The 721-nt window shown below is 31.6% G+C and carries 1 protein-coding gene; it reads right to left on the bottom strand.

Annotated features, from left to right (window positions below):
- The coding region (locus tag BG20_RS10690) for a hypothetical protein (RefSeq protein WP_010195142.1) at positions 1-427 on the bottom strand (427 nt) is incomplete at its 3' end.
- Between the last annotated feature and the right edge of the window lie 294 nt (positions 428-721).

The raw sequence follows: 721 nt of genomic DNA on the forward strand, positions 1-721 counted from the left end.
GATCTTTTTCTAGTTCCACAGCAGCTATGCTATTTTTGAGCTCTTCTTCTTTTTGAGATATGTTCTTTCTTTCAAGCTCAATCATGGATTCTTTTCTTTCCATCTCTATCCCAGCTATTCGTCTCTCAAATTCTACTAGGGCTATTCGTCTTTCCAGTTCTACCGCTGCTATCCTGCTCTCTAATTCCTCTTCTTTTTGAGATATTTTTTCTCTCTCGATTTCAATTGCGGCCAGATTCTCTTGTAACTCTTTTTCTTTTTTAGAAATGTTAGTTCTTTCATTATACAGTAAGTTGTTTGTCTTTTCAATCTCTATCTGAACGTGTTTTCTTTCTAGTTCTACCGTAGCTAAATTCTTTTCTAACTCATCTGATTTCTGAACCACATTCTTTCTTTCTTGTTCTACTTCTGTAATACGATTTTCCAATTCTCTTGTTTTTTGTTCTATTTTCTTTTTATCAAGTTCTACTGTAGCTAAACTTTTTTCTATCTCTTTTGCTTTTTGTACAATTTCTTTCTTTGCTAGTTCTATTGATTTCTTATTTTTTTGAAGTTCTTCAATTGTTAGATTTTCTTTCTAGTTCTACCGTAGCTAAATTCTTTTCTAACTCATCTGTCTTTTCAAATATTCTTCTCTTTTCCAGTTCTACCGTAGCTAAATTCTTTTCTAACTCATCTGTCTTTTCAAATATTTTCTTTTTCTCTAGTTCAATTATCTGTG

The sequence above is a fragment of the Candidatus Nitrosarchaeum limnium BG20 genome (assembly GCF_000241145.1).
Taxonomy (GTDB): Archaea; Thermoproteota; Nitrososphaeria; order Nitrososphaerales; family Nitrosopumilaceae; genus Nitrosarchaeum; species Nitrosarchaeum limnae.